Here is a 25,009-nt window from a genome sequence, read left to right on the forward strand (position 1 = left end):
ACCATTTTGAACGCCCACAAAACTAAAGCGCCGATTTTTTCGGGGCTACTTACTTCGTCGATAGAATACGACGACGAAGTGCCGTAGGGCTTGCGCCAAAATGGCGCTGTACCGCCACCGAGAAACTTGAGGGGCGAGCGTAGCCCACAGCGTAAGCTATCTGGGATATCGATGCGTCGCGTTTGTTGAGCATCGCCAATGCCTGTTCCATGCGTAATTGCTGAATGTAGTCGAATACCGACTGGCCTAGAATTTGGCGAAAACCGGTGCACAAACCACTTCGGCTAAGTCCCACTTCATGTGCGAGACTCTCCAGCGAAGGTGGCGTAGCGAAGTTTGTCATGAGAAGGCGTTGCGCCTTCAGGACACCCCGCGCTGTCAATATCGTGGCTTCAGGAGACCCAAAACCATCGGCATGTTCCAGTGCCTGAAGGATATGACACACAATCTCGACCGTCTTGGAATGAACGAACAGGCGTCGCCGACGTCCCTCCAATGAACAGGTATGCAAGTCATCAAGACAGCGAAGCAGGGCGGTACTCAACGGCAGGGCGCGTGCTACCGTGTAATCCAGCTTGCCCTCTAAAAACTCCTGGAGCACAACGGGCAGCTCATATTCGCTACCACAAAACAGTGCCTCCAGCGCCTCGCGATGCACGGCGACGCAGACATATCGGGCGCAGCCGGAGAGGGTCACTTCGGTGGCGGGCTCGCCGGCGGGCTCGATGACGATGACCGTACTGGGTGCTTCCAGGCTCAGTTGATCCCCGCCGGAGAACAGATATTCGCCGTCGCCGCGGCTGGCGACGTAAATCTGCAGCATATCGGGACACGATAAATATCCCGACTGGGGCCTGTTCAAATTACCATCACCGAAGGTAACGAAAAAGCCATCGGCTAAGCCACAAAACTCGTATCTACCGCTCCCGCAGGGTCCCTTCACATCCAGACGATAATGGTGGCGGTCGGTCATCGGCACGAAAGCGTCCAGCAGCTCCTCCGCACCCCGTGCTGGGTCAAAGGTGTAGTCCTGGAGTGCATAGGACACAACGAAGTGTCTGGTATGTTCCCCCGGAGGCGGAAAACGCCGCGTCGGAATGGTATGAAGGCCGATCCGGGACCGTTTGTTTGAGAGTATTGCCATAGCAAGATAATGTACGCCTGTATTTCAAACTGTCAAGGTGCCAGTGGGGCGGAAATTGCCATGTGGCTTAGAGGCAGTTTTTGATCTTTGTGTGATCGTCTATTTCCTGTCCCAGATAACCACATTAAAAATATCGCCCGCGTACTGAAGCTTATTTGGCGACGGTCGAAAGTCTTTTAGCGAAAATCGAAAGCAGTTCTGTGTACACTTTACAGTCAATATCCGGCGTTGTGGCACCAGACACAGAACTAGTAGCGCGCCGGATCACTAGGGGAAGAATATGCACTACAGAACTAGATCGGTAGTAAGGACTGCGCAAATATCCCTCCTCCTTGCGGCAGCCCTCGCTGTAACACCCGTTCATGCGCAGACGGGTCAAGGGCCCAATACAGGCGTGCTGGGCGTCGACGCTGACGCTGACAGCGTGTCGCGAGGTGATTCATTCATTATCGATGAGATCCTCGTCACCGCACAGAAGCGTGAAGAGCGACTGATAAACGTGCCCATAGCAATCACGGCCGTTACCGGCGAGGAAATCGAGGACAAGGGCTATGGCAATATTTCCGAGCTGCTTCAGCGTGCCCCCGGTGTTTCGGTCACCGGCGGCTCGGCAGGGACCACGCAAGTTCAGGTGCGCGGTGTCTCGTCTCTGTATGGTGCAGCGACTGTAGGCTACTATCTCGACGAAATACCGTTCTCCTTCAATTTCAATACAGCATTACCCGAAATTCGCGCATGGGATCTCGAGCGCGTTGAGGTGCTGCGGGGGCCGCAGGGAACACTTTACGGCGCCAATTCGATCGGCGGAACGATCCGCACGCTCACCAAGAACCCCAGCCTCAGCCAGTTTGAGGCCAAAGGCGAGGCCGGCGTCGGATTCATCAAGGATGGCGATCAGGTATGGGAAGTGAAGGGTGCCCTCAACGTACCGATTGTCGAGGATCGGATGGGAATACGCCTCGCTGCCACTCATTACAAAAGCGGAGGATTCGTGGATTCCCCGCTGGGGGAGGATATTGACGATGTCGAGAACACGACCTTGCGCGGCAAGATAGCGCTCGCCCCGACTGAAGATCTCCAGATTACTCTTTCGGCTTGGTCCCTGGAAACGGAGCGCGACAATTTATCCTATGCACGGCCCAGCCGTGTCTCGACTCTTCCGATCCCCAGTCCGACTTCCAACAAAATCCGGATCCTTAGCAGTGTGATCGAGAAAGAAATGCCCAGCTTCAATATCGTCAGCGCGACATCCTATCTCACCCTTGATCTTCCCAATGTGACGCCATTTGATTTGGGTGACGGCCTTTTCGTGCCGGTCGAGGGGGATATTGAGGCAAAGACCTTTGCTCAGGAAGTCCGGCTGGTTTCCTCGGGACCGGACCGTCTCGGTGGACCGTGGGCGGCTATTATCAAGACGGCACCGAAGATAGTGCTCAGGTAATACCTGGGCTTTCCGAGAGCAGCCAGCGCGACAAGAGCAAGGCCTGGGCGGTGTTCGGTGAGGGCGGCTATCGCTTCGATGTTCTCGAAGCGACGGCTGGCCTGCGCTATTTCCATGACAGGCGAACACAGGATGCCGTCGTGGTGGGGATCCCGCCGCTCGCCAGGGTGGAAGGCTCCTACCACACGCTCAATCCGAAGTTCACCCTGTCGTGGCATTTGAACGACAATTCGCATTTCTACGGCACGGTTTCCAAGGGCTTTCGGTCCGGGCAGAACCAGCCCGCCAGTGCGCTCTTCGTCGCCAACCTGTCCGGCATCGACGTGCCGACGCAGATCGACCCGGAAACACTCTGGAGCTATGAAATCGGGAACAAAAGCATTTTGATGAACGGCAAGCTGACGATGGAAGGTGCGCTTTACTACAATGACTGGAAGGATCTCCAGGTTGCGATTACTGCGGGTGGAATCGTCGGTGCGCTGGTCAACGCCGGGGAGGCCCACTCCCTGGGGGCTGAACTCGCCGTTTCCTATCGGCCGGTCAGGGGCCTGAACCTGGCAATCAGCGGCAATGTCAATGAATCGAAGCTCGACAGCACGGTGCCGACAGCGTTCAACAAGGGCGACCGGATCTTCAACGTCCCCAGATATACACTCACTGCATCGGCAACCTATACGGCGCCATTGTCGGGAGGCCTTAACTTTTTCGGCTTCACCGAACTGCAACAGGGCGCACGACGATATTTGAGTACACAGGGCTTTACCGGTGAATCGGACCCCCAATCGATCCTCAACGCGCGCATTGGCGTCGAGGGAAATCGCTGGGGCACCTATCTGACTGCGGAGAACCTGCTCGACGAAAGTGGCTACACCCAGGCAGCTATCAGTTCCACGGACTTCAACACAACCATACCTCAGCCCCGGACAATCGGCCTGCTTTTGCGCACCAACTACTGAACCGCAGCCCTCCCGGGAGGGCGATCCACAAGGTCTACCACGCAAGGAATATCCAATGCGCAGATTACTGATCTCTCTCGATATGGAGGGCATTGCGGGAGTTGCTTCAGCAACATCATTAATGCCCTCCGGGTGGGAATATCCAGCCTACCGGAAATGGATGACAGGCGAGCTTAACGCGGTGGCGGAAGCCGCGTTTGAAGCCGGCTATGACGAAGTGGTCGCTTCTGATGGCCACGGCAACGCCCAGAACCTCGATCCCGATCTGCTTGCAGATAACATTCGCCTGATCCGGTCGTGGCCGCGCCCGTTCATGCAAATGGAGATGATCGACGATCCCGGCGTAGAGGCCTGCGCCTTCGTGGGATATCATGCGTCGGCCGGTACGGCCGACAGTATTCTCGCCCACAGTTTTTCGGGTGCGGCATTTAGATCGGTCAAGTTGAATGGCGAGGTTGCATCTGAAGGTTATTTCAATGCCGCGCTCGCCGGCGCCTTCGACAAGCCGGTTCTCTTCATATCGGGCGACGATAGCACGCTCGAAGACGCAAGGCGCTACGCCCCCAATGCGGGGATGATCGCGACCAAGGCCTCTTTCGGTTTCAGGTCACAGATGGCTCTGCCGCCCGCACAAACATGCCGTGTACTGAAGCAAGCAGCTGCCGACGCATTCCTCCGGACTTCATCCGAGCCGTTCAAGCTGGCCTCTCCGTTCGTGGTCGATCTGGAAATGACCAGCCAGGTGGCGCCCGAATTGCTCGGCTATCTACCCTGGATCGAACGCCTCGATGCGTGGACCGTGAGGGCCGAGTTTTCAGCGATGCCCGACGCCATACGGTTCATTGCCTTCGCTGTACTCTATCAACCAAACGGCCAAACGCCATTCTGAAACATCAGGAAAAACGATGTAGGTATCGGCAACCGGTTTCCCCTGGCGCAGCCGAACTGTCCATCGTGCGATAACAAGGAGAAGCTTAACCCCAATGATTGAGCAGATCACCCTCGAAATTCAGGCCGAAGCGGTCGGAAAGATCGCCGCCCGGCGGGAAGAGATTTGGCAGGCAGTGGCGGAGCTCGCCCGTCGGCCTAACCTTAAGTCGTATGAGCCGCTGTTTGCTGTCTGGCCCGACGAGTGCGCCCAAGTACGCACGGTTATGGACAAAGGCATGGGCGAGATGATCCGTACCGAAACCGTCATAAGATGCGTTCCAGAGGAACGGTTTTTGCTGAAAATAGAGGCGCCGGAATGGGGGTCCAGCGCCTGGCTCGATCACCGGATCGAGCGGGCCGAAGGTGGCTGGTATCTCACCATCGGCGTGATCGCTATCGCGACGTATCCCGAAGGCGCGGGGCCGAAATCAAGGGACGAGTACGCTGCAATGACGCAAGAAGGGCTGGAAGCTGCGGTGGACGAGTATCGCAAAGTCCTTGAAGCGAAGGCGCCAGGTCTCTGTGACGGAGAAACATCACGGGAAGGAAGGTTGTGAAAAGCCTGACAGTCGCCGATGGGACGGAAATCTGGTTTGAAACCTATGGCGATCCGCTATGTCCGGCCATATTTCTAGGCCCGCATTTCTACGCATCTTTTGGACGAAAAGAAACGGACGATACCCAGAAATGGATTGACAGCTTGAAGGGCGAATTTTTCCTCATCGCCGCGGATTATCCAAGAGGTTTCGGTCGCACCGAAAATCCGCTTGGCCTGAATTTCACGCCTGACGTGGCGGCTGAAGAATATGCGCGCATTGCTGACGCGGCCGGCGTGGAGAGCTTCGGCTGGGTCGGCTACAGTTATGGCGGTGCGATGGGCGTTCAGGTTGCCTGTCGCAGTGACCGCGTTTCGGCGCTCATCGTCGGCGGTTTTCCGCCGCTCAACGCGCCATTCCAGCAGATGGTGGAAATCACCAGCCGCATGGCCTCGACGCCGCCAGCCGGATGGGACGTCGATCCAAAGCTGCTTTGGTCCTCTGTCGGCTTTTACTCGAGTCTCGTTCAATGGCCCGAACGCGAAGAGGTGGCGAAGCTCAAAATGCCCCGAATGGTGTTCACCGGAACGGAAGATCAGGGTGTACCCAGTCAGGGCATCGATTCGCCGATTGCGGCCAATCTCCGCCAGGTCGAGCAGGAGCTCAAATCCATGGGGTGGCAGGTGAAGTGGCTGGAGGGTGAGGATCATATCACGGCCATACAAGCCGCGGTGTCATTACCAGCGGTGCACAACTTCTTTCGCGAGTCGCTGATATCCGCATGACATTTGACGCGTTCTGCCGCGTCTCTACCGGCACCCCGTCAAGGTATCGCTGTTGCCTGGCCATTGGTGTAGCTCGGAGAGATCGCGGTTAGCTCGTGACTTTCCGGATCGCGCCGCACGGCGACCCATAGCCCCTGCGCGAAGCGCGCTTCTGCGGGAGGAAGGGCCTTGAACTCCAGACCGCTGCCCGCAAGCACCTCTTCCGGAAACTCGCCGTCTACGACACGCAGAATCAACTCGCGTTGCCTGCCGTCCGGTGAGATCGGCAGCAGCAGCCGCGGCGCATCTGCCGCTTCCTCAAGCGTCATGCCGAAGTCGATGATGTTCAGCAGGGACTGGGTGGCCTGGTAATGCAGGCCAACGCCCATCGAAGACCAGGCAATGTCGGGCTGCCCGTCCTTCAGTATCAACCCCACCTCCATTGGGTTGGGCAGCTGCGTGCCGCGCGGCGTAGCGGCGACCATCGACTGCATATAGGCGGCCGGATCGCCGATCGATACGCCATCCACCATGATCGCGGTCTGGCCCCAGATCAGGCAGTTGATTGAGTGGCAGAGCGCGGCCATGTTGCCGTCCGCGTCGACAGCGACCACCACGTCCGAATGCGTGCTTTTGGGAATGAAGCGGATCGGAGCCTGATCTTCGAGGCGCGACCAGAGCTCGCGCGCATGCTCGCGCGTCACCCGCGCGGCATGGCTCATATTGAGGCCGGGAAAGGCGCGCTGCTGCTCTTCTTCGCTGTCGTAGCGCATGCCGCCCATTGCTGAACAGCATTTGGCGAGCCGAACCATTCCTTCGGACGAGCACGACCAGTGACCGAGCTGTTTGATGCCTGCGGCCTCGGCAAGATTGAGCGACTCGATCAGATTGATGGATCCCTCGCAGGGCTCGCCCGGGAAAGCGAGCAGGTAACCGTCTCGTTCGATCGTTGCGGGCGGAGACCAGACCGGTTGGTAGGCGGCGAGATCCTCGAGCGTCATTTTGCCGCCGTCGCGCTGGATGGCTTCTACGCAGCGTGCCGCCCAGTTCCCCGTGTACATATAGTCCGCACCCTCATCGGCGACGCGACGGAGGGTCTCGGCGAGCGCAGGCTGGCGGAAATGGTCGCCTTCTATATAAGGTTTTCCATCCTGCTTGAGGAAGACCGACCGCGTTTCGGGAAGACGGGCGAGTTCTGTCTTGCGAACGTCGATATAGCGCGCCAGTCCAGCCGAAACTATAAAGCCATCCTCCGCCAGCTCAATGGCTGCATCGAACAGTCGCGCGAAGGGCAACTTGCCGAAGCGGCGATGTGCCGCTTCGAGCCCGCGCATAAAGCCACCTACCATTGCCGTGCGGCCCGAGGGTTCACCGCCAAGTATCATGTTGGCGATGCCGTCCCCAGCGGGATTTAGCTTGCCGGGAATCGAAAGCGCATCGTCCTCGGCCAGGACGGTATTCCAGCCGGCATTGAGCGATGTAATCTCACCACTTTCCGCATCATAGTGGATCAGGGCAAGGATGCCGAAAAAGCTGATCACTGCACCGCCGCCGAGCACAATCTGCGCGAGCGCTGCGCTCATCACAGCGTCGACAGCCGAACCGCCCTGGCGGAGTGCCTCCTCGCCAACGCGTGCGCCGAAGCCGTTGAGCGCGGTCGAGACCGCACCCCCCTTCCCCTTTGCCGCCGGGTTGCCAGGCAGAGCTGCCTGCTGAACGCTCCAGAAGCGTTTGCGATCGGTTTCGGGCCAGTCAGATGGAGCAAGAGTCATGGCAAATCTTCCTTATGATGCAAGGATCCCGTCGGCAACAGCACAGCGGCGCGGGTCGGCGACCGCGGTTAGCGCACCGCTGGCTTCGTCGCGGGCGATTACCGAGAAGCTGCCCATATGATAATCATAAGCCGGCAGCGCGCCGACACGGACACCGAGCTTGTTCAAGTCCTCTACCACACCAGATGCCAGCCGATCCTCGATGACCATTGTGCGGGACTCGGACATCGGGAGCATCCGCGGCGCGTCGACCGCAGCATAGGGATCGAGCTTGAAGTCGAGCAAATAAGAAAGCACCTGAGGAAGGGTGCAGTGAATATTTCCGGGTGATCCTGCCGAAAAGACCGGCTGCCCATCCTTTAGAACCAGCGTGTTGCCAATAACGGAGCGCTGTTTCGCGCCCTTGATGAGGATGGCATCCATTGAGCTTTGAAGATGGCCAAAGGTCGCATGGCTGCCAACCATCGGGATGCCGGCCACCACTTGGCCAGGAATGCCGGAGCCCTGGAGAGTGTCCATGAACTGGCACCAGTTACCTTCGGCATCGACCACCGCAATTTCGCAACTGCCGGTAGGCGGCATCTCATCATGCTTTGCGAGCCGTGGCCTGCCGGCCGATCCGGCGAACTGTGACAGATAATCACCGCTGCTCGCTGCGCTGTCACCCGAGAGACGGATATGATCGCTGAGGTCGACCTTGGGCCGCGAACCACGGATGAGTTTTGCGAGATGTGCATGATAGCTGTCGTCGAGCACCGCATCGCGCGGGACGTCGAAGAACTGTTCATCATGCGCATATTCCCAGTGTCGCGCACCTTGCCGCAGAGCGTGACCCATCGCCCAAATATGCTCGGCCGAGCCCGGCTCCATGTCGCGTATGCCGAGATGCTTGAGAATACCGAGCGCAACGCCAGTGAAGAAACCCTGCGCTTGGGGCGGACCCAGGAAAACCAACTCATACTCATTATACTGGAAGCGGAGGGGGTCGACCCATCGCGGCGGGGTTTCGATCATGTGATCCATCCGCACCTTCCAGCCGAGGTCGTTGCCCCTGGCGACGAAGGCCTCGGCCCATGGCCCGATGATCATATAATCGGGCCCATGGTCGCGGACACCGCGCAGGGTCTCGGCCATGCCGGATGGCGTGAAGATATCACCCACATTCGGGAAATAGCCGTTGGGCTGGTAGAAATCGCGTCCCCCGGGAAAATAGGTGATGAACTTCTCGCCAAACACGTTCATGCCATGTTCGAACGTGGAGACGGGATGACCCGTCTCGGCCCAGTACACGGCGTCCTCGCACAACTCCCCCCACGGTCTGGTACCGAATTTTTCATGGATGGCCTTCATCCCCGGCATGAAGCCGGGGATGATCGCAGAGGGCGGCAGCGCCGAATAACCACCCATACCGGGGGGAACAGGCTTGAATGGGGGTAGGCCGGATGCATGAGCGCCGATGCTGTCGAGTTGATGGATCGTGCCTGTCTTAGCCTCATAGTAGAGCATGGTGACCAGGCCGGCGTGGTTGGTCATGAATGGTTCGACGGCGGCTTGCACCATGGCGCCTGAGACAACCGCGTCAGCTGCATTCCCGCCTGCGTATAAAGTATTCATCATTGTTTCAGTGACGATTGCATTGTCGGTGGTGACCGCCGCCCTCATCCCGTGAACCGGAGTCTTGGGCCCGGGATTAATGATATAGCGGGTCTTCTCAGTCATCAGAGTCTCCTGGCCGGCGAGGCGATAAATCGGTAATTTGTTGAAAACAGTTGTTGGTATTTGTCCGGAAAGTCTTGATTAACTAAAGCCGCCAATGCCAATGGAGCCCTCTATCATGTAGTTAAGGGGGGCGTTTCGCTCATCAGATGCTCAACGAAATAATCCCACATCCTGCGCACAAGGTAAGGTTCCGCGGTGAAGTAATGCGTACGGTTTGGGAGATAAAGCAGGTCGTAACTGCGATTGGCCCGGTTTAGCGCGTCACAGAGTTGGAGCGTCATCGCAGGAAAGGCATTCTCATCCAAGTCACTATATACCAGCATGAGTTTGCCGCGCAGATTTCCGGCTAGAAGTGCAGTATCAAGCTCGCGGTAATTATGTGGGATAGCAGCATGGTCCGGTCGGTAGTTTAGGCCGCCGCCATAATCAGGTGGTTCCGTTATGCTGGCAATGCCATTGTAAATGGCATGAAGATTATGAATACCCGCGGTAGAGAAGGCCACTTTATAGACATCCGGGTGGCGCAAAATTGCGCGCGCCGAAGTGTATCCGCCGAAACTATGCCCATAGATGCCGATGCGCTCCCCATCGAGTGCCGGGTCCCGCCCACAAAGCTGGCGCAGCACCGCCACATGATCATCAAGACAGGTGTCTGCGAACGCAAGGTAACCGGCATCAGAAAAGGCTTTTGAACGTAGCGGTGTACCGCGTCCGTCAACAACCACCACCGCAAAGCCGAGCGCAGCGAGTGCAGAGCGCCCATAGCCGCCTAGCGCACGCCGTGCTGCTGAAAAGTTTCGGGGGTCACCGTCATTTGCGGGCCCCCGTAGATGCCATCGATTACCGGCGCAGGCCTGCATGATTTATGATGTGGCCGATAAATAACACCGTGGAGGTCCGTTTTTCCATCGGCCGCCTTCGCGACGAACGGTTCCGGAGGACGCCAACCGGTCGCGAGGAGTGTGCTTGCATCTGCAGTCTCTAGCACCCGAACTATCGACCCCTCCTCAGTTGAACGCAAAACCGAAACGCTGGGCGAGGACACTGTGGAATAGGTGTCAATAAGCACCGATCCGTCTGGCGATATCATGGAGGGTGCAAACGGCGTACCGAATAACCGTGTAATCATCGTGGCTGGCGCACCATCCAGCGTATGATCTGCCACCTCCGGGGTCAGTAGGGTCAAGTCGGCTCCATCCAAGTCGACCCGATATACGCGTCGAAGGTACGGATCGCCCCCTTCGCGACCGGCAGCAGTGAAGAATATACGGCCCTTTTCCTCATCTACCTTGAGAATGTCGCGAACTACCCATTCCCCCGAGGTAAGCGGATTCAGGAGCGTGCCGGTGGCAAGCTCATACCGGTAAAGGTGACCAAAACCTGTGCGCTCCGAATACCAAATCGCCTCCGTACCGCCACCGAGAATCCGGACATTGGGCTGTGCGTACATCTCGCTCCCGAGGTTGATGAAGCCATCGATCCGCTCGCTAATGAGTGTGCGGACAGTGCCTGCGGTAACATCGGCAGCCATCAGTCGTGCCTCATTACTTTCGTTGAGCGCCGCAACGAAGAAGACGCGACGGCCATCGATCGACCATGTGATCGGATCGATGGCTGTGAGTACCGATTGCAGCTCGACAGGCAGGTCAATGGGGATTTTCCGGCCAGTAGCAATCTCGATAGCGCAGGCGGTGAAGATCGCATTTTCTTCGCCGACAAGAGGCTGCCGGATAGGGTAGGTCTTTGGCCGAAAGCCGCCGTCCCGCGGAACCGACTCCAGGAAGGGATAGGGCTCGATGTGGCGTTCGTCGACGCGACCACCGATGATAAAAGCGCCGTCTGGTGACCATGACCAACCGAAAGGCGGGAAGTGCAGGCCGTTACGCTGCCGCACAACGGCGAGAAGCCCAGAGTCAGGGTATTTCCCCCACGCGAAATCAGCTTCACCATCGTCTGTTAACCGGCGTTCCTCTCCACTGTCCAGGGTGCAAACGTAGAGGTCGTGATCGTGCACCATCAGGCCTTGGCTCTTGTCCGGTGAAATCAGGATATGCGGCTGCGACACCTCAACCGGGCCAAGGTCAGCGACCGACCCTTTCGAGAACCGCCAACGATGATTCTCCGCGACCAAAATAGCCTCTTCATCGGACGTGATGTCCTCGACTGCGAGCTCCCACTGGCCGACCTTCCCGCCGGTGGCAAGACTCAACGCGTCAGCGGCGGCGGCATGATCGAACGCGGAACGCGCGATACCATCCACCACCAGGGCATACTCAACACCATCCGACCGCTGGCGCTCATACCAGAAATCATGATCGGCCCACCAGTGTGGGCTGACGCTTTCGTTGAGTACCAGCGGCGTGACTTTTCCGTCGAGCATTGCTTCGGCCGCTTCATAACGGGCGACAATATCCGTGCGGTTTCCAGGTTGGGACGACATATTGTTCCGGCCTTACATGTAGTTCACGAAATACGGAAATTCCATATATAGCCATCCGGTCCGGCCTTGTTTTTTCGTATCTTGATTGGTCATTTCCCGGCTCTCCGGCTGGAGTGGATTGAGCCAGGGCCGATGAAGTGAACCGGGTGCACGAGTGGAAGTTCCGGGAGCCATTCGATCTATATCCCCGAGGGTAGGATTTTCGACGTGGACTCACAAGAATAAACCGGGATTTCCATACGTGCTCGAAAGGAATTTGGCGGAGTTCAAAAAACGCACGCCCCGGCCGCGAGATCATCTACAAAAACAGGGCTCCGGTGAGCCGGCAAGATAGACAATCATCCCGGTAAATATTAGGGTGTAGTCATGTATGGCCCGACTTCTCCTCGGGCTCGCCAATTGGAGTTTATTTGCCATGCAAGCCAAAGCGCTTCTTCAATCTAGCCTGGTTTGGGACAATCACGGATGTCTTCCGCTCCGCCCATTCGACGAGACATTCTTGCCGCAGCTCGAGCTATACCGCTCAAGTGACGTCAATGTTGTGATGATCAATATCGGTTTCGGCGAGCAGGGAGTAGAGGAACATGTCCGGATGATCGCCCATTTCCGCCGCTGGATCGCAGCGCGGAGCGATCACTACCTGTTGATTGAGACTGCCGACGATATCGAACGGGCCCGGGACAGCGGCCGTCTGGCGATTGGCTTCGATATCGAGGGCGCCAACGGCATCGCCGATCAGATCAGCCTGATCTCGATGTATTATGATCTTGGTGTTCGCTGGATGCTGATGGCCTACAACCGCAACAACCGGGTCGGTGGAGGCTGTCAGGATGAAGATCAGGGACTCACTCCTTTCGGTCGCGAGGTACTCGATGAAATGGCACGGGTCGGCATGGTCGCCTGTTGTACCCACACTGGCTACCGTACTGTTCGTGACGTGTTGGAGCATAACAAGAATCCGGTGATCTTTTCTCATTCCAATCCACGTGCGGTGTATGATCATCCCCGCAATGTACCCGACGATCTGCTTCTGGGCGTCGCAAAGACAGGCGGTGTCATTTGTCTCAATGGTATTGGCATCTTCCTTGGCGACAATGACAACAGCACCGAAACCTATTTCCGTCACATGGATTATGTCGTTCAGCTGATCGGCGCCGACCACGTCGGCGTCGGTCTCGACTATGTCTTCGATCTCGCTGAGCTTGACGATTATCTCAAGAAGATGAAGGGCACCTTTCCGGGCGGACTCGGCTATGAAGTCGGCGATGGCCTGAAATGTGTTTCGCCCGCGCAGATCGAACAGCTGGTCGAGCTTCAGATCAAGGCGGGTTATACCGAGACCGATATCAGGAAGATCCTCGGTGAGAATCTGCTGCGGGTCGCGAAGCAGGTGTGGAAGCCACGTTCGGCGTTCTCGAACGTGGCATAGTGGCACACTTGCTGAGTCGAAATCCGCATTACCTAATTTGTTCAGAGGCTGATCAAAGGTTGAGTTTTCAACTTTGTGAATCACATTCTCATATAGAATGTGGATTTGTCGGACTTAACCACTGGGTAATATTGATTCTCGCCAAATCGTGCCCCGTATAGGTCTCCAGGGGCGGGCAAGACGCTTCTCCCAGGCATCCTGGGCGCTGCCATAGACGGCCACTGCAGTAGTTTTTCACCGCTAGAAGAGAAGCAACCGCGTATCCACGGGCTTGTGCGCGCAGTCAAAAATTCACTCTGCCCTCGATGCCCACCGCGCGCGGCTGGGCCCGCCAGCCGATGTCGTAGGGCAGTCCAGAGAATTCCATCGAATTGTAATCCGCGTAGTATTCCTCGTCGGTGATATTCCTGCCCCACAGGGTGACGGACCATCCCGAGCTTTCGATACCAACGCGGGCACTGATCAGATCCAGCGGATCCTGGACGTCGAGGTTATCCACCTGCCAGTGCTTGTCGCCGCGATGCTCGTAGTCCATCCGCGCCATGCCGGTCAGGCCGTTGCCCAGGGGCGTGCGGTACTGGAAGCCGGCGTTGAAAGTCCATTCCGTGGTCTTTGGCGTATGATTGCCCTCATTGCCGGGAAACACAGAGATCTGCTTGATTTCGCTGTCGGCAGTGCCCAGACCCGCGAATACCTGCAGTCCCTCGGTCAAAACGGCCTGCATTTCCAGCTCGACACCGAAGATATCGACCTCGTCGATGTTGCTGATAATCTGGGATGCCGTGGCGCCCTCGACGAAGAAGAATTGAAAATCGTCCACATCGGTGTAGAACGCGGCGCCGTTGACGATCAGACGGTTGTTCAGCCAGGCTGTCTTGAAACCGATCTCGTAGTTGTCCAGGTACTCGTCCTTGAACACGGGCATCCCCACTGTCGGCGCGTTGAAGCCGCCGGAGCGAAAGCCGGTGGAGTAGGTAGCGTAGGCCAGCTTTGCGGGCGCGAGCTGCCAGTTGAGGGTGACCTTGGGTTGCCAGGCATCGAAGTCCTCCTCGCGTTCCGCACCGGTGCTGACGTCGGTCTGTTCACGCTCGTCCCTGTCGTAGCGCAGCGCGCCGGACAGTGTCAGTTGCTGGTTGATATCGTAGCTCACCTCGCCGAAGACAGCGTAGGCGAAGTTGTCGTTGTCTTCGCTCAGTGTGATCAGGCGCAGCGCGGTAGTGTCAATCTGGTCGAGCGTGCCATTCAGGTCGATGAATGCCCGGGTCAGGAGCGTCCGCTCTTTCTGGATGCCGTAGACACCCAGGATATAGCGCAGGCGGTTTTCATCGGGGGATGTCAAGCGCAGCTCCTGTGACAGGATCTCCACCGATAGATCCTGCCCCTGTCCGGCCTGGAAGCCGAGTCCGAAAAATCCGCCGGGGTCGGTCACGGGATTGCCGAAGTCAAAGTCTCCGCGATAGTTCTCGCCAAGATCTGAGTAACCGGTGATGGCGGTGATCGTGCCCAATCCGGTCTGGAAGTCCAGCTTCATTGACGCGTCCAGAACGTCGCCAAAGGTGACCCCCATCAGATTCGCCCGGTTGGGCTGATAATCGTTGGCGTCGCCACTGTCCACGATACTGTCGTAGATGCCACCCGCCTCGAACTCGTTGTACGCTATGCGGAAGTCAGCGTACAGCCAGTCGCTGGGTTCGACGGTGAGGCGGGCCCGGACGTTGTAGTCTTTATCGACGTAGTCCACTTTCTCGCCCAGAAAATCGTTATCCAGGCGCCCATCGTCCTCTTTGTACAAGCCGGCGAGACGCAGACCCACCTTGTCGCTGATCGGCGCGGTAAAACCTCCCGTCACTTCCACCAGCGATCCTTCGCCGTAGCGCACCTGGGCAAAACCGTTCACTTCCTCCCCGGGCGCGCGAGTGATGATGTTGATGGCGCCGCCGATGGCGTTCCGCCCATACAGGGCGCCCTGTGGGCCTTTGAGCACCTCGATACGCTCGACGTCGAACAGGTTCATCTTGAACTGTTTCTGATTGTTCTGGGGCACGCCGTCGATGATAATGGCCACTGGCGAGTCGGCGTTATTGATTTGGGCCACACCGCGGACGGTGACCAGCGTGTTGAGGTAGGTGAAGCTGTCGTCCAGACCGACGTTGGGTACCAGATTGATGAAGTCCTCGGTGGTGGATATGCCCGCGTCCTGGATGGCCTGGTCCGAAAACGCGGCCACCTGGATGGGCACATCCTGCAGCGACTGTTCGCGGCGCTGGGCAGTGACCATCACCTCCTCCAGCTGCAGGCCACTCTCTGGCTGGGCCAGCGTTGCCGGGGCCCCCATGCTTAGCACCGTCAGTGTCGCCATTGAGTAAGGTAAACCGGTTTTCATCGTGCACTCCCTCCTATATTTTCAGCCATCGTTCCCCAATTCCCCGCCGCGGGCAATGCTGTCAAAGGGTGAGGGTGTTGGGTGAAAAGGGGGATGTCAGGGAATCAGGGCGCGCCGGCGAGCCTCGCGCACGGCTTCGTGACGATCATGTACCTCGAGTTTGCGGAAAATGCTTTTCAGGTGGTGCTTGACAGTCTCCGGGGAAATATCGAGGGTGCGGGCCGCGACTTTGGTAGCGCGGCCCAGGGACATTTCGGCGAGAATATCCAACTCGCGCTGAGTAAACAGCACAGCGGCACCCTCCTGGCGCTGGAAGGCTCGCTCCCAGACGTCGAGGAGACGCTGTGCCGCGGCTAGCGGTCCAGCGTCGCTCCCCACAGTGCCGGAGCTCAGCTCCCGCAGCAGCAGGGGTATCACTGGTCCCTGGTCCATGAATACCTGGGAGGCGCCGGTGTGCCCCGTGATCAGCAGGGCGTCGCGCGTATGTTGCAATGCTTCAGCCTGTCGTTGCAGGGTATGATAGACGCGGGCGTTTGCCAGGTGGGCGGCAGTCGTGGACACCTGCCGGCCTTGGTGTAAGCTGGTTTCGAGAATCCGCTGCGCAAGTGTGCCTGCGTCCCGGATAGCACCCTGTTCCAGCTGGACACCGATCCATGCAAGCCCTGTGTCCAGACGTACTTGCCAGGGCCGGACTGCGTCTGCCGCGGTCATTACATGCTCCGCCTGGGGCAGGGCGGTGGTGGCCAGCTCCTGCGCTTCCCCGGCGCGTCCCAGGGTCGACAGTAGAATGACGCGCGCGGCGGCCGCATGTTGGGCGATATTGGGAAAACCCAGTTCTTGCGCTGGGTGTCCGCATGCTTCCAGCATGGACAGGGCTTTCTCCTTCCCTCCCTCGGCCGCAGCGCAGCGGGCCGCAACGATCATGCGGGCATAGAGAATTTCATACATGGTGCCCGCCCGCGGTGAGGGCAGCCGGTTTATCCGCTGCTGGGAAAGCGCTGTATCGCCCGTTTCATAAGCGATCCAGGCGACCAGGGCGTTGACGGTCTGGGTTAGCATCGCCTGCACCTCTGACAGCCCCTGCAGGGAGTCCGGCAAAATCATGGTAAGAATGTCCATCGCCGCGTCGTAGTTGCCGGCCGCAGTGTCGATCATGGCCTGGTGTAAGAGCCCCCAGGGCCTCTGCCGGTGCAGGCCGGCGTCGGCGTACCAAGCCAGGGTCTCCGCCTGGAGTTTTTCCGCTTCAGCTACCGGCGCCATTCGTTGAGCGGTGATGAGGGACAGCGGTAGCGCCATGGCTAGCGCACGGGGCTCCGTTGCCGCCAGCCGGCGCGCCCTGGCCAATTGCCCTGCCGTGCATTCGGACAGCTCCGGGGAGTCCGCGGCGGGGTGTTCCAGCAGGGCGATAGTGGCATCCGCCCAGGCGATATCTTCCGCAGTGACCGGGTCGGCAGTGTCGAGTTTCTCTCGTAGTGCAGCGAGAGAGGGCATGGCGACAATGGCCTGATCGTTCAGGAGCATCTCGACGATGTGGGTCAGTACGAGCCGGGGGTGCCGCGCGAGTACCTGGTCCGGAATATCCTGCAACATGGTTCTCACCCTGCCAGCCCCTTCGCCGACATTGAGTAACAATCCACCGCCGTCCTCGATAATACGGCAGGCGGTTTCGGGGCTGCCCGCCGCCACCGCCTGTTGCACTGCCGCCAGCGCATTGCCCTGCTGCGCGAGCAAAGCCGCAGCCTGCAAGCGCAGTTCCTGTTCCCGGCCCTTTCCCTCCCGGCGCAGCCGCTCCAGCAGGAATTCCCGGAACAGCGGGTGGATGCGTGCGCCACCTGTGGCGCTATTGTCGAATACCATGATTGGCTGCAGGTAGCGCAGGCCCTGTAACAGGGCATAGGCATCCGGCATTGCGGTGACGCTGGCCACCGTATGTGGATCCACCTTGTCGAAGATGGCGATTGTTTTCAGCAGTCCCCGGACCTGTTCCGGCAGCCGGTCGAAGATTTGCTCTGCCATGTAGGTGAAGATGTCGGAATCCGGGGCGCTCAACAGAGTGACAATTTCCTCCTGTACGTCCGAGTCACGATTCAGGAGCTGGCATGCAAGCTGTAGTACCATCGGCCAGCCCTCCGCCCGCGTCAGTAACGCGTCGCGCTGCCCCGCAGGCAGCGTATCGCCGATCAGTTTGATGGCATCTTCCTCAAGGAAGCGCATTTCCACTGGCCCGATGACTGTGAGTCGCCCGGCGAGTCGCAGCTGGACAGAAACGAATGCCGGGCGGTGCCGGGCACCCACCAGCAGGCGGGCGCTGCCGGCGATTATCAAGCCCAGGCGCTCAAGCAGCGGTACCACTGGGCCCTCGTCGATAGTTTCTGCTTCGTCGATTATCAGCACCGCCGGTTTTTCCGGCGTGCCGGCCTGCTCCAGGGTGCGAACGATGGAGCCAATGCTCTGATCGGAACCGCCACTGCCGATACCTGCGGCGCTGAGACTGGCCGCCAGATTCGAGGCGAAGGTCTCCGGTTGACGATCCTCCTCCCCGCAGGTCAGCCAGGCAACGCGGCTGCCCGCCTCAACGAGGTCAACTGACAACTGTGCCAGCAGCGTGGTCTTGCCGAAGCCCGCCGGCGCATGAACAAGGGTTACGGCATTCTCGGCAATGCCCTTGCCGACCAGGGTTTGCAAAGGCGTGCGTTGAATAATGCCCCTACCCAGAGGCGGTGGTGAGTACTTCAATCGTTCGAGCCAGTCGCCCGCCGACGCTGCCATACAGCTCTCCGGTCCGTTTCGAGACAGACTGGAGTATATGGCTCCGACCTGAGGCTGACAAATCGCGCAGCCTGCAGCGAAAGATTTGTACAAACCAGGCAAAGGGGCGCGCGAAAGCGCGCCCTTGCTCATGCAGCGCGGCCCAGATCAATCGGCACGCAGTGCCCGGGTCTGCTCGATATCAACCGCGGGCGGCCTGCCGTCGGCAATTGCCACCCTGTAGACATCCCGTGCTGTGCGCACATCGATGAAGCCGTTGCGGACATCCCTCAACACCTGGTCAGGGTCGCGCGTCTCGGGTCGCCCGCGTCCGCCGCCGCCGCCCGAGATCGCGCGATGAATGGTGCCGGCGGCAAGGGGGCCGATGCCGTTCTGGCGTCGGTAAAAGGTTTTCTCGTTGCTGCCGCCGTAATCCACCGTCACCGAGTTGGGCTTGCCGTTCAGGCCGCCTTCAAGCCCCTTGGCGGTTGGGTCCTTGACATTTTCGGAGGCGAACATCAACGAGAGTCCGCGCTCCAGTACGCGGTAGTCCTTGATAAGGCCCTTGCCGCCGTTGAAGCGGCCGGCGCCCATGACGTCAGCGCACAGTTCCAGGCGTTCGATGCGCAGGGGATAGCGGGTCTCGGTGATCTCCACCGGGTTGTTGGGCACGTCGCCGTTGCCCACAAACATCATGGTCGGGCCGTCGCAATCCGGGTAGGCGCCATTGCCCCCGTCCATTGGATCCATCATGACGAAGGGTTTGCCGTCTCTCGCGTCTGCACGCGACAGGGAGAAACCAAATAGCTGAAAGCCTCCCGCGGGCACACGCTCGGGGAATACCGGGCCCAGGGCCTGGAACATGCACTCAGTAATGCACTCGATGGCGTAACCGTAGGAGTCCACCGGCTGGGGCCGCGTGGGACTGACCAGCAATCCGGGGGAGATGGTGAAATCGATTTGCGCCGCGTGCCCCTCATTGGTGGCGTCGTCGGGCATCAACAGCCCCTTGATCACAGTTGCGACCGCGCCCCGTGTGCCGACTTCGGGAATGTTGATCGGGCCCCTGGCGGCGGTACTTGTGCCGTCGAAGGACACATGGATGCGCCCCTGTCGTATGGTCACTTCCAGCGCGATAATGAACTCACCCTCATCGTTGACCCCGTCGGAGTCCAAGGCAATGGACGCGCCCCAAGCGCCCTGGTCTACGCGGCGCAGTTCCCGCTCCATGGCGGCGGCGGTGGCCTCGATGGCACGGGTCATCGCGGCCTGGAGATTGCCGACTCCATAGCGGGCGCAGACCGCGCCGATACGCTCCGCTCCCTGGCGGCAGGCGGCAATCTGCGCCTGCAGGTCACCTGTCACCATCTCCGGTACCCGCACGTTATTGCGGATCATCTCCCAAAGGTCTTCGTTGCGTTCGCCAGCGTGTATCAGCCGCTGGTTGGTGAAACACAATCCTTCCTGGTAGACGTCAACGCTGTCCGGGCACCACCCCCCGGGTTCTTTTCCGCCGATATCCGCCCAATGGGCGGTGACGGCGGTGAATGCAACCAGAGCATCGCCATGAAAAACAGGCATGTACACCGTGGTATCAGAAATATGGGTGCCGGTGAGGTAGGGGTCGTTGGCAATCAGGATGTCTCCCGGCTCGAAGCCTGAAATCCCCCGGTGTTCCACCGCCGCCCTGATAACGCTCGGAATGGTGCGACTGAAAATGGTGCACGCGGGGCATTCGGCCCACAACAGACCCTCGGGGGAAACGATGGCCACGCCATAGTCCTGCACCTCGTACAGCAACGGATTGAAGGCCGTCCTGACGAGAGTGGTGGCCATGTCATTGGTGCCGGCGATGAGCCGGTTGCGTATGATTTCGGCGGTGACGATATCCAGATTCTGCCCGGGTATAGCGTTCATGCGATGTCTCCTTTAAACCGCGCGGGTCATTATCAATGTGCCACTGGCGTGAACGGTGAGCGTCCAGCCCGGGGGCACAATAGTCGTCGTGGTCCACTCGTCCACGACGGCGGGACCCGTGAGGGTGTCACCCTGTCCCAGCCCATCGCGGGCAAACAGGGGGTCTCGGTAAAACCGCTGCCCGTAAAGTAAATGGGGCGTGAGTCCACCGCCTGCGGTTCACCCGTCGAGCGTGCCACCTTTGGCAGCGGCGGCGGTGTCACTCGTCCGGTTGCCCGACAGCGCATGGTGACTACCTCCATCGGAGCATCCGCCGCGCCATGGTTGTACAACTGGCGGTGGGTTTCTACGAAGGAGCCCCGGGCGCCCTTGAGAAGCTGGTCGGGATCCTGCAACCAGGCGCTGTCACAGGCCACGGTGATGGTGTACTCCTGTCCGGTATAGCGCAGGTCCAGCTTGATGATGTCCTCGATATCGTGCGCCGCGAAACCGTAGTCCGCTACCGCGGCCCGGGCCTGGGTATGCAGTGTCTGCAGCGTCGAGGTGATATCCATAACCGCCTCGTGATCGAAGGGCTGTACTCGCGTGCGCATGGCATCCTCGACGTAGTCCGAGGACAGGATGCCCCAGGCCGAGAAGTTGGCCGGGGCTGGCGGGATCAGGAGCGTGCCCACCTCCAGCTCCTCGCACACCGCCGCGGCGAACATGCCGCCGCCGCCACCATAGGAAAGCATGGCGAAGTCCCGGGGATCGAGTCCCCGGGCGATGGTCTTGGTGCGGATGGCGTTGGCCATGTTGTTTTCGGCGATGGTACAGATACCCGCTGCGCTCTGCTGTGTGTCGAGGTTGAGGCGCACTCCCAGTGCTTCAACCGCGGCGCGGGCTGCCTCCTTGTCCAGTTGCATCCGTCCACCCAGGAATGCATCCGCCGCAAGGCGTCCCAACAAAAGGTGGGCGTCGGTGATTGTCGGTTCCCGCCCGCCGCGCCCGAAGCAGGCCGGGCCGGGGTCGGCCCCGGCGCTGTGCGGGCCCACGCAGAGTCCGCCGCGGTGGTCTATCCAGCCTACGGAGCCGCCCCCGGCACCGATGGAAGTGATGTCGATGAGGGGGCTCACGATGGGGCGTTTGCAGACCTCGGTATCAGTACGCTCAAGTATCTGGCCCTCCTCGATCAGGGCGACGTCGTAGGTGGTGCCGCCCACATCCGCACAGATGACATTGGCGTGACCCAACTTCCGGGCGAGACGACAGGCCCCGATAACGCCACCTGCAGGTCCCGACATCAGTGTGCGGATGGGCTTTTTACCTGCCACTTCAGCCGAACAGACACCGCCGTTGGACTGCATGATGGCAACCGGACTGTCGTAGTCCCGGTGCGCCAGTTCCGCCGTGAGACCCTTGAGGTAGTCCTCGACAATGGGCTGTATAAACGCGTTGAGCACGGTGGTGGAGGTACGCTCGTACTCGCGCCATTCCGCGGTGATCTCGTGGGAGGCGGTGACGGACAAACCGGGGTGGCGTTCCTCAATGCGGGCCTTGGCGGCAGCTTCGTGGGCCGGATTGGCGTAGGCGTGCAGGAATACCACGGCGATGGCCTGTGCGCCGTCCTCGAGCAGGACATCGACTTCCCGGTCTACGCTTTTCAGGTCCAGTGGTGTCACCACCGAGCCATCGGCTGCCAGGCGCTCCGTGGCCTCGCGCCGCAAGTAGCGTTCCACCAGCGGCTCAGCGTCCTTATAGGTGAAATTGTAGACTTCCCGGCGGGCGCCCCGGCCGAGTTCCAGTACATCCCGGAAACCGGCGGTGGTCAGTAGTCCTACCGGTACGCCCTTTTCCTGCACCAGTGCATTGATGCCGACGGTCATGCCGTGGAAGAGCTGGTCGATATCGGCGCCCTGTACCGGGAGGCGGTCCAGTCCCGCACAAACCCGCGCAGACAGCTCACTGGCAACTGACGGCTCCTTCTCAATCTCGAGAGTGCCGGTGGTATCGTCGATCAGTACCAGGTCGACGAATGTGCCCCGACGTCTATTGCCACTCGTTTCATTCGGCCATTACTCCTATTTCCAGGATTCACTGCGTGTATGCATTCAGCTACACAGTAAGTCAGGCTAGAAAGGCGAACAATTGCCACTGAGTGGGATAGGGCGGGGAATTTTGGGGGGTAGATGGACCGCGGGCCCGCAGCCCTCCGCGCATGTCTGCCGGGTTTGCCGTAGTCTGCAGCCCGCAAGCGGTGCCATAGTCCAGCACTCTACCGATACGACATCATTTCCATCTTGTTGTGGTAGCCCTCCGTGACCCCATTGCTCTTCGAGGATCGTCACATGTCGGTAACGGGCTCCAGCCAGAGGCGGTGCATGCGCTTCCACACCATCATCACGCCACCTGAGTCATCCTGAAAGGGCCTGCGCCTGTCCGATGGGACAGGTGCCTGGAGCCATCTTTCCGACGAGCGGCTGTCTGTATTAATCCGGGCACTGTCCAAAAGGTCCGTTGCCCCGGCGATGCCGGTGCACGTACAGTTTCTTGACAGATAACAAGGGCCAGACAGACTGGACAACAGTCAGGAGAGATCATGAAAGCACGGGAAGATGTAATACGGGGAGCTTTCAACCTGCGGTTGACGCCTGTGGCTCTGGCGCTGCCGGCACTGCTCGCAACCGGTTCCGGCGTCTGGGCGCAGGACGGAGCCGCGACCGGCAACCGTCGGGTACTGGAGGAAATTATAGTCAGTGCCCAGAAGCGCTCCCAGAATATCAACGACGTGGGCATCGCCATCACCGCTTTCGATTCCGGCCAGGTCCGGGATCTGGCCTTCATGCAGCCGCAGGATATCGCGACCCAGACCACGAATTTCAGCGTCAACACACTGGCGACCAATGTGCCCAACTTCACCATCCGCGGTGTGGGTGTGAACGATTACGCCATCAATCAGGCCACGTCGGTGGGCACCTATGTCGATCAGGTCTTCATTTCCTCGCCGGCCATGATGTTGTTCCAGATGTTCGACACTCAGCGGGTCGAGGTGCTCAAGGGGCCCCAGGGTACGCTGTACGGACGCAACACCACCGGTGGTGCAGTTCTGTATTTCTCCAACAGGCCCACCGAGGAGTTCAGTGGCGAAGCCTATGTCGAAGGCGGCAATGCCGGGTATTACCTGTTGGAGGCCGCGGTGAGTGGTCCCCTGAGCGACACGTTGTCGGCGCGCATGGCGGTGAATACCACCCAGAGCGATGGCCTGCAGGACAACATTATCACGGGTGAAACCCATGGCGGCATGGACCGTACTGCCTGGCGGGGCCTGCTTCAGTGGCAGCCGCGATCCGACCTGGACCTGATGTTCAACGTCCATGGCGGGGAGGACAATTCCGATCTCAACAGCTTCACCGTGCCCGGCACCGGCAGCAATGACTCTTCCACCGGCACCATCGATACTCTCGACGGCGTGCCTTACCGGGACAACGAGAGCCTGGGTGTGTCGTTGACGGTGAACTGGGACATCGGCCCAGTGACTTTCACGTCGATCAGCAGCTACGACGAACTCGATCGCTTCGAATACGGTGACAGCGACGGCCAGTTAAGGGACGGCAGAATTGACCAGATACTGATCAGCGATATTGAACAGGTCACCCAGGAACTGCGCCTGGCCAACGCCGGGGGAGGCGACGTGAACTGGGTAGCCGGAGTGTACTACGGCAAGGACGAAATCGATGACAGCACGGTATACGAGGTGACTGGCGCGGGCTTTCCGCCCGCGGCCTTCGGCCTGCCCGCGCCCTATGCCCTGATCGATACCCTGGGCAACGCTTACCAGCAGATTTCCGAGACCTATGCCGCCTTCGGGCAGGTGGAATGGGCCTTCACAGACCGCTGGTCGCTTACCCTGGGACTGCGTTACACGCAGGAAGACAAAGAACTCCAGGACGTCACGACGCCCTGGAGCGCGGAGCCTGGTTCAGGTGAAAGCGGCCCGGTGGTCAGTGGCCTGCTGTTTCCACCGGCGGACTACGAGGAGGATTTCGACGCGTTCTCCGGCAAGGTGGCTTTGGACTACCGCCTGAACGACGATACGCTACTGTATGCCAGTATCAGCGAAGGTTACAAATCAGGCGGTTTCCAGGGCACACTCGTGTTCACACCGGCCGCCATCATTCCCTTCGACGAAGAGACAGTGCTGTCCTACGAGGTGGGCGCCAAACTGACCCTCCTCGAGGGCAGAATGCAAATCAATTCCGCGGCGTTTTTCTATGACTACGAAAACCTGCAGGCGCAGGGAACCATCGAGGGCGGTGCCGCTGGCGTGGAGAACCTGTTCGCGCTGCAGAATATCGGCGATGCCGAAGTGCTGGGTTTTGAAGTTGACGTGCAGGCAACACCTCTGCCGAGGCTGGAGTTGGCCCTGGGAGTGGGGTATCTCGATGCGAAAATCACCGACCCCTTCGTGCCGGAAGTCGAGGAAGACGGACGTCCGGCGGTTTCCCCGGAATGGAACCTGAACGGCCGGGTGCGTTATGACGTCATCACAGCACAGGACTACACGCTCTATCTGCAGGGGAACTTCAACTGGCAGGATGAGCAGTATTTCGATATTTATGAAACGCCATTCCTTTTGGAAAACGCCTACGGCGTGGTCAATGCCTCACTGGGAGTGGATGCCGTCGACGGTACCTGGAAAGCCACCGTATGGGGTCGTAATCTCGCCGATGAGAATTACCGTGCCGGTGGATTCACCGGTGGGGTGGCTGGCGATGTACAGATTTACGGGCAGCCGCGCACCTACGGCGTCAGTTTCAATTACCGTTTCTGATCGCCCCGTGTGTCGAGATC

Annotated in this window: 16 protein-coding genes and 1 pseudogene; 7 read left to right on the forward strand and 10 right to left on the reverse strand. The window is 59.4% G+C overall.

Going from position 1 to position 25,009, the window contains the following annotated elements; translation table 11 throughout:
- Positions 1-49: 49 nt before the first annotated feature.
- Positions 50-1,048, reverse strand: a complete 999-nt coding sequence (locus G3T16_RS18025) for a helix-turn-helix transcriptional regulator (RefSeq protein WP_197911738.1) — start codon at positions 1,046-1,048, stop codon at positions 50-52.
- A gap of 490 nt (positions 1,049-1,538) precedes the next feature.
- Here G3T16_RS18025 and G3T16_RS18030 point away from each other — a divergent pair, with 490 nt between their 5' ends.
- The 5 genes from G3T16_RS18030 (at position 1,539) to G3T16_RS18050 (ending at position 5,792) form a co-directional block, all read left to right on the forward strand.
- Positions 1,539-2,585, forward strand: coding sequence for a TonB-dependent receptor (locus G3T16_RS18030; protein WP_163496433.1), 1,047 nt, complete (start codon positions 1,539-1,541; stop codon positions 2,583-2,585).
- On the forward strand, positions 2,540-3,541 hold the full coding sequence (locus tag G3T16_RS18035; RefSeq protein WP_163496434.1) for a TonB-dependent receptor: 1,002 nt from the start codon (positions 2,540-2,542) through the stop codon (positions 3,539-3,541). The genes G3T16_RS18030 and G3T16_RS18035 overlap by 46 nt, the downstream gene beginning before the upstream one ends.
- A gap of 55 nt (positions 3,542-3,596) precedes the next feature.
- Positions 3,597-4,430, forward strand: a complete 834-nt coding sequence (locus tag G3T16_RS18040; RefSeq protein WP_163496435.1) for a M55 family metallopeptidase — start codon at positions 3,597-3,599, stop codon at positions 4,428-4,430.
- Between the two features lie 94 nt (positions 4,431-4,524).
- Positions 4,525-5,028, forward strand: a complete 504-nt coding sequence (locus G3T16_RS18045; RefSeq protein WP_163496436.1) for a hypothetical protein — start codon at positions 4,525-4,527, stop codon at positions 5,026-5,028.
- The gene (locus G3T16_RS18050) at positions 5,025-5,792 is read left to right on the forward strand and encodes an alpha/beta fold hydrolase (RefSeq protein ID WP_163496437.1); all 768 of its coding nucleotides are present in this window, start codon (positions 5,025-5,027) and stop codon (positions 5,790-5,792) included. Before G3T16_RS18045 ends, G3T16_RS18050 begins: the two co-directional genes overlap by 4 nt.
- Positions 5,793-5,830: 38 nt before the next feature.
- Here G3T16_RS18050 and G3T16_RS18055 read toward each other — a convergent pair whose 3' ends face one another.
- The 4 genes from G3T16_RS18055 to G3T16_RS18070 form a co-directional block, all read right to left on the reverse strand.
- On the reverse strand, positions 5,831-7,543 hold the full coding sequence (locus G3T16_RS18055) for a gamma-glutamyltransferase (RefSeq protein ID WP_163496438.1): 1,713 nt from the start codon (positions 7,541-7,543) through the stop codon (positions 5,831-5,833).
- A gap of 12 nt (positions 7,544-7,555) precedes the next feature.
- Positions 7,556-9,262 carry a gamma-glutamyltransferase gene (locus tag G3T16_RS18060; protein ID WP_163496439.1) on the reverse strand — a complete coding sequence of 569 codons (1,707 nt, stop codon included), beginning with the start codon at positions 9,260-9,262 and terminating at the stop codon, positions 7,556-7,558.
- 113 nt (positions 9,263-9,375) lie between these two features.
- Complete coding sequence (locus G3T16_RS18065) at positions 9,376-10,122, reverse strand: alpha/beta hydrolase family protein (protein ID WP_269473244.1); 747 nt, start codon at positions 10,120-10,122, stop codon at positions 9,376-9,378.
- On the reverse strand, positions 10,032-11,702 hold the full coding sequence (locus G3T16_RS18070) for a DPP IV N-terminal domain-containing protein (RefSeq protein ID WP_163496441.1): 1,671 nt from the start codon (positions 11,700-11,702) through the stop codon (positions 10,032-10,034). Before G3T16_RS18070 ends, G3T16_RS18065 begins: the two co-directional genes overlap by 91 nt.
- Positions 11,703-12,117: 415 nt before the next feature.
- On the opposite strand from G3T16_RS18070, the gene G3T16_RS18075 reads away from it, so the two are divergent.
- The gene (locus G3T16_RS18075) at positions 12,118-13,131 is read left to right on the forward strand and encodes a dipeptidase (protein ID WP_163496442.1); all 1,014 of its coding nucleotides are present in this window, start codon (positions 12,118-12,120) and stop codon (positions 13,129-13,131) included.
- A gap of 283 nt (positions 13,132-13,414) precedes the next feature.
- Here the strand turns inward: G3T16_RS18075 and G3T16_RS18080 are convergent, their stop codons facing one another.
- The 5 genes and pseudogenes from G3T16_RS18080 to G3T16_RS23240 form a co-directional block, all read right to left on the reverse strand.
- Positions 13,415-15,514 carry a TonB-dependent receptor gene (locus G3T16_RS18080; protein WP_163496443.1) on the reverse strand — a complete coding sequence of 700 codons (2,100 nt, stop codon included), beginning with the start codon at positions 15,512-15,514 and terminating at the stop codon, positions 13,415-13,417.
- A gap of 96 nt (positions 15,515-15,610) precedes the next feature.
- Positions 15,611-18,283 carry a LuxR C-terminal-related transcriptional regulator gene (locus tag G3T16_RS18085; protein WP_163496444.1) on the reverse strand — a complete coding sequence of 891 codons (2,673 nt, stop codon included), beginning with the start codon at positions 18,281-18,283 and terminating at the stop codon, positions 15,611-15,613.
- A gap of 147 nt (positions 18,284-18,430) precedes the next feature.
- Entirely contained in the window at positions 18,431-20,179 is a 1,749-nt protein-coding gene (locus tag G3T16_RS18090; RefSeq protein ID WP_163496445.1) for a hydantoinase B/oxoprolinase family protein, read from the reverse strand.
- Positions 20,180-20,191: 12 nt separating this feature from the next.
- A complete protein-coding gene (locus tag G3T16_RS23235; protein ID WP_408610755.1) occupies positions 20,192-20,338 on the reverse strand; it encodes a hypothetical protein in 147 nt (48 codons plus the stop codon).
- 449 nt (positions 20,339-20,787) lie between these two features.
- Positions 20,788-22,188, reverse strand: a pseudogene (locus G3T16_RS23240) (hydantoinase/oxoprolinase family protein); the annotation flags it as partial.
- 569 nt (positions 22,189-22,757) lie between these two features.
- Between G3T16_RS23240 and G3T16_RS18100 the strand changes: the two are divergent.
- A complete protein-coding gene (locus G3T16_RS18100) occupies positions 22,758-24,989 on the forward strand; it encodes a TonB-dependent receptor (RefSeq protein ID WP_163496447.1) in 2,232 nt (743 codons plus the stop codon).
- The last annotated feature ends 20 nt before the right edge of the window (positions 24,990-25,009 follow it).

Origin of the sequence: Kineobactrum salinum, assembly GCF_010669285.1 — a bacterium.
GTDB classification, from domain to species: domain Bacteria; phylum Pseudomonadota; class Gammaproteobacteria; order Pseudomonadales; family Halieaceae; genus Kineobactrum; species Kineobactrum salinum.